Origin of the sequence: Pseudoalteromonas peptidolytica, assembly GCF_012641745.1 — a bacterium.
GTDB classification, from domain to species: domain Bacteria; phylum Pseudomonadota; class Gammaproteobacteria; order Enterobacterales; family Alteromonadaceae; genus Pseudoalteromonas; species Pseudoalteromonas peptidolytica.
In genome coordinates this window covers 1-5,548 of sequence record NZ_WEHZ01000064.1, presented here as the reverse complement: position 1 = coordinate 5,548, position 5,548 = coordinate 1, and the positions used below count along the sequence as shown (strand labels likewise).

4 protein-coding genes are annotated in these 5,548 nt (G+C 38.8%); all 4 read right to left on the bottom strand.

Annotated features, from left to right (window positions below; all coding sequences use genetic code 11):
• Positions 1-95: 95 nt before the first annotated feature.
• Positions 96-467: a hypothetical protein gene (locus F9Y84_RS21610; protein WP_168756792.1), complete on the bottom strand. Its 372-nt coding sequence runs from the start codon at positions 465-467 to the stop codon at positions 96-98.
• Positions 468-583: 116 nt separating this feature from the next.
• Entirely contained in the window at positions 584-1,078 is a 495-nt protein-coding gene (locus F9Y84_RS21605) for a GNAT family N-acetyltransferase (protein ID WP_373865601.1), read from the bottom strand.
• A 293-nt stretch (positions 1,079-1,371) separates the two neighbouring features.
• Positions 1,372-1,656 carry a hypothetical protein gene (locus F9Y84_RS21600; RefSeq protein WP_147391375.1) on the bottom strand — a complete coding sequence of 95 codons (285 nt, stop codon included), beginning with the start codon at positions 1,654-1,656 and terminating at the stop codon, positions 1,372-1,374.
• A gap of 468 nt (positions 1,657-2,124) precedes the next feature.
• Positions 2,125-4,812 carry an amidohydrolase gene (locus F9Y84_RS21595; RefSeq protein WP_147391376.1) on the bottom strand — a complete coding sequence of 896 codons (2,688 nt, stop codon included), beginning with the start codon at positions 4,810-4,812 and terminating at the stop codon, positions 2,125-2,127.
• Positions 4,813-5,548 lie beyond the last annotated feature (736 nt).

Below are 5,548 nucleotides of genomic sequence, written 5' to 3'. Positions count from 1 at the left end.
TGCTCAAGCAGTGTGAATGCGGCTTACCGAGTCAACGCAGCAAATTGAAAACCGCTGGCTGGAACGACAAATTTAGGGCACAGGTATTCTTTGGTTTATAAGTAATCAAAGTATGCTCCGCCCCTGGAGCTGACCCTCGGCAAGCCTAACTTTTTAACTAACGTTGCAAATTGCTCATTTGTATATGGCCCAAATACAAATTCGTCGTGCTCTGCAAACTCGTGATCTTTGATTTTATCAATGTAATAAAAAGAGCAAGTTTGATATGGGCAAGCATAAACTGATATATATTTTTTATTAGCGGTAATATTTACAGGCTCATGAATACGCCCAATATAAGCACCTTCACCAATGCTATAACCTAAAGTTTTAATACCATTAATATAGTAAACTTCATACGGCAACTCTTCCCAAATAGGGGAGCAACCAATTAGAGATAATGTTGCCAAAGCTAGAATTACTCTCATAAGCCTCCCCAAATACTAATGCATTGCTTAAAGGCGTAAAAATGTTTGGCTACAATTGGCGAAAAATATGCGAAGGACACGCCTTGTTCGTCCCCCTTTAATATACATATTAGATTTTAAATACTGATGACTGCGAGCATATCTTCATTGTCTTCATCCATACCAACCTCAACAAAGCCAAAGCTAGAATAGAACTCCTTAGCCACAGGATTCTTAGGGTTATAGCAAATTTCTATTTCCTTAAGGTTTGCAAGCTGCTTAATTTCGGCTAAAGCAAGATCTAACGCTTTACGACCAATGCCATTTTTTTGGTGTTTATGATCAATCATAAACCGCCAGATTGAAACCTTTGTAATCGACTCTTTAGCCCACATAAAGAAGCCGACAGGCTCTTTTTCCAAGTATATTGCTCTGGTTTCATACCCATCGTTAAACATAGATTCAACAAGTGACCACATATTACAAGCAACGTATTCTTCTTGCTCCTTTGATACATCAAGCTCACACACTGCTTCGTAATTATCTTTTGTAATTTGACGAAGTGACACTTCCAAGATTTTCTCCTTAAAGCTGGTGTTACCTACCAAAAGTAGACAGCTTAATTTATGCATACCTGCTTGCGTATTCCATTGGACTTAAATACCCTCATGCTGAACGCAATCGTACGCGGCTATAAAATATTTCAATGCACTCAAATATACTCACTTTAATTTCTTCAAGCGACTGATATTTGAGTAAAATACTAACTCCCGTTTCATTTCGAATAAAAAGGCTCCATCACCACATTATCCCAACAGTTATTTCTTCTACTCGTACTAGTTGTAGCTCCTATGTTACCTATAAGCCCTTGGTACATTAGTACTCTGCATTGAATATCTCTAACCGAGTGTGTAATCAAATCGGCTCAGATTTCTCTGCGCTCAATTGCCATTTTCAACGCGCTTATTATCAGTAATTCTGTCATTTGCGTATAAAATGACCCACTAACTATCGCTTGAGGAAATAGGTCCATCACTGCCATAAAGTAAAGCCATTGCCCTTTACACCATATAATATACGTGATATTTGTCACCCATTTCTCGTTTGGAGAAGCCGCAAAAAACTTCCTGCTTAATACATTTTCAGCCACATTCGGTGTCGCATAGCTAGACTGAAGAGCTACATTGAATGGAGCTAGATTGACGCTCACTTCAACTCAGAATTACACAAAATTGTCTATTATTCGTATCGAAACAACTCTAAAGTAAGGTAGCTATTGGTGTTTTCATATTTCTAAACATCAAAGCCTAAGCATCGTACAGGGCAAGACGCTGTGGTTAACAGAGCTTAAGGGGTTATCGCTAAATAATTTATTCGGTTAAGCCAGCAAATATTCACAATTTGCTAGATTTGTGCGCCGTCGCCTTTTAAGGGTTTCACAGCAAGCGGTGAGTACTCGCGGGATGGGCAGTTGGTTGTTGCCTGGAGGTTTTGTGCAACTGATAAGACAATTGCTTTAGTAAAAATGCAAAAGCGCTCTAATAAAATAATAATTACACTCGGTTGCTGATATATAAACTTAATTGAACATGTCATGAAAAACCCACTCTAATTGGGGGTGGGCTAATTTAAAAATTGTTACTTATGGAAAACTACTTTTTAGAGAGTACCAATTGGGTTAATCCGTTGTGGGTTTATCAACACACTGAGTGACTGCATAAGCCGCAATTCTATAATTACTACCTAAACATAAACCCACTTTGTAGGTTTTACCTAACTCTAGGTTGAGGCCGTCTAGATCGATGCGTCCTTTTTTCAATTCATCAGTTCTCATCTCTTTATTGTAGTAGAGGCCGGGATGTTCGCCTTCATTAAGTTTCTGACCATTATCCCAACCATAGTTGGTGTTAATATCTGTAATAAACAACCAGCAAGTACTATGCTCAGGTTCTTTTATGCTTGGCGGTACCTCAAAACTAACAGAACCAGATGATGGCATTAGCTGTAATTTGTTAATGCTCGTTTTATTGTTCACTTCAGATGTGCCACTGCTTTTGTCAATAAGTGCGATTGCGGCAATCGTACCAGTTTGTTCCGATTTTAAATAAATACCTGCTACTAAATAAAAACTGGTCACGCTATCAGAATCAAATTTGGCTAAGCTGTCAGCCAAGATCTCAACTTTACGATTAAAATACACGCTATTCATTGGCTCAGTATACTTATCAGTTAATGCACCGCCATGCTCATCTTGCAGCTGATACCAAATATGGGCCTCAACACCTTTTGGTGGTGAAACTTTTGGCCCTGTATATTTAAAGGTCAAGGCTTTACTTTGATTGTCCCATGAAATGTTAGATAGGTATGATTCTTGAGGCTGTACAAATACTTGTTTACCTCCTTTAAAAGTTTTAAGCACAGGAATGTCACGCATTCCTTGTGCAGGGTAAGCCATATTGTTGCGGTTTTGATACCTCAGGGGTGACTCTGCCAAAATCGTGAAGTCCGCGCATTTACCAACTTCCAACGATCCTACCCATTTATCTGCGTGGCATTGCCAGGCCGCATCATAAGTCATCGCTTTAAGAGCTTGAAATGGCGTAAGTCGTTCATTCGGGTTTAATACTTCTAAGCTTTGATTTGGCGCACTTTCCATTAGTCGAGTGATGGCCTGCTCCATATAACGCAAAGGCCCCATAGGCGTAACACTATAATCACTATGAAGTGTTATTCGCATACCGTGATTATTGATGGCTGATGCACATAAGTCTAATTGGTCTGCTCGTTGTTGACCGATAATGGTATTTTTAAAATTCCACCCCCAATAACCGACATGCCCAATAGTAAAACTTGGTGAAATGCCAAGGTGTTCCATTTCAGCCATGGTACTTGGTGAAAGCAAGGAGCAGTGCTCAATCCTATCACGACGTTGCTCTTTAGTTTTTTCTGTGATACCAGCTTGTTTAAAGGCGCTGAGCGTTCTGTCAATTGCGTGATCGCCATTAGCATGTGTCATCGTCGGCCAACCATAATTATTGGCTATTCTCATGAGTCCATTAAACTCCAATGGATAGCCATAATTAAACAGTCCAGTAATATTTTGCTCTGCTAAATTCTTGATCTTATTTTTATCTGCTTCACTGAAGTCTGACTGTTCGGCTTGGGCAAACACGTCATAGTTTTCATTACAATCATACGGCGTATACTGATAGCCAGTTAACCCTTGTGAAGAGCCATCTGCTATTAGCTTTAAAAAAGCAAGATTAAAGTATTCGTCACCAGAGTTGGGCAAACCCAAAGAGCCGATGCTTGTATTCAATTTATCCAAACTATCTATCAAATATGCACCGCCTATGCGCACCTTACCCGTTTCGGCATACGCTTTTAAAATCCCTATTTGCCTCTCATCTAGCGCAGCATCCAACATATATGTAATGCCGCTAGACACCGCATTTTCAAATAGCTTCTCTAACTCTTGTACAATTCGTTTTTCTGCTTGTTGCTTAAGTTTGAACGTTACCTTAATTCCGTCATCTTCCTTTTCACAGTCATATATTTTTATCAGAGTTTCTAAAACTGGCACCATTTCCGAGAGTTCTTCAAGTACCCCGTTGTGACCTGTGCTAACTATTTTTTCATCAGGGTACTTACTACGGTTTTTTGTAATTTCATTATTATAATCTTTAATGACCTTAATTGCCGCAGAATTAATATACGCCAAATGACCCGAAGTATTAGTGATATAAATCGGCACTTCTTTAGCTGGGATTTTTAGTTGACAATCCAAAGTTTCCTTATTTATATCCTTAATTCCAGAGGAGAATAATGAAGGATCCATATTATGACCTAAAATCCAGCCTAGAGCCTTCCCGTTTCCAAATGGTATCTTTTTTGCTTCGTCATTCAAGGTATCTGTAACCCATTCAAAGTTATATTCCTGTTTGGGAAACACATTCTCCCGCAGTTGCTGACCATAAAAAGGGCTTAAATCTAACCCTGTATTAATTACTGCGCTGGGAATAATATGCACATGAGGCTCAATAAATGCTGGAATTAAAGTGGCAGTACCTTCAATTTTTTCGGTCTTAGGATTTGGGTCTGGGAATTCTTTTTTTACATCTTCAAGACTACCTGCAGCGCAAATTTTTCCATCTTTAATACCTATTGCTTCGACATTTTCATTCATTCCCTCTCGCATAGTTAAAATTGTGCCGCCATTTATAGCGTGCATAATAAAACTCTCTGGCGCGTTATCTTCGGTTTGATCATTCAATTCGAAAGACGGATTAAAATCTTTTGGCATTAAGCTCTGCCACAATTTACTACCACAGGCACAGTTAAATATTTGATTACACTTATGAGTCATTTTTTATCCTTAATTTGAAATAGATAGTCTATTCTTCATCTAATGCAGTTCTTTTTTTAGCCAAGCACACAAGCATGGCTGCGAACAGCACAGAACACATTTACAAATGAAGGGCAAAGTCACAATAAAACAATTAGGCAATGAGTTTAGGTAGTTTATACATACAATATACAGTAGCACACGAAATGGAGAGTAAAAATTACACAGAGTTACACATCTCTTGCAATCCACTTCCTTTAACATGTGACATGTAAACTTTGGTTTTTTGGTAAAGTCATCAGCAGAGTTTGCAGCAAAGTTATTCGCTGACTTTCAGAGAATTACGGCAGAAGCACAATTTCGTTAACAATGAGCTTTTTACTACAAGATATGACACATGAATTTGAAAAAGGCCATTACACTTCATGCTCTTAAGTTATTTTAAACGTAAGGCGCTTCTCGTATTCATAAATTAAGATTCATCGCTCAAACAGGCTGTATTCGGGCGTAGTAAGATTAGCCTCGATACTTCTCAAGCGTCCTCGGTGAAAACTTTACTTGGTGTCTGCCCCTATAAAATGTACTTGAGCGACACAGCCAAGCTTTGAGAATCACTCTTAAGTGCTTGTTATCCCGAATTCAGATAATAAGTGCACCACTCATGGTTAATCGGTGAGGAGAGATCAACTGCCTGTTGGTGGTACTCTGTAATCGCCAAAAAACAAGAGTAGTTACCATGAGTTACAAGCAGTTGATC

What these genes read in the sequence shown, in the direction of transcription:
- F9Y84_RS21610 (WP_168756792.1), bottom strand. Translation starts at nt 467, where the DNA reads ATGAGAGTAATTCTAGCTTTGGCAACATTATCTCTAATTGGTTGCTCC.
- F9Y84_RS21605 (WP_373865601.1), bottom strand. Translation starts at nt 1,078, where the DNA reads ATGCATAAATTAAGCTGTCTACTTTTGGTAGGTAACACCAGCTTTAAG.
- F9Y84_RS21595 (WP_147391376.1), bottom strand. Translation starts at nt 4,812, where the DNA reads ATGACTCATAAGTGTAATCAAATATTTAACTGTGCCTGTGGTAGTAAA.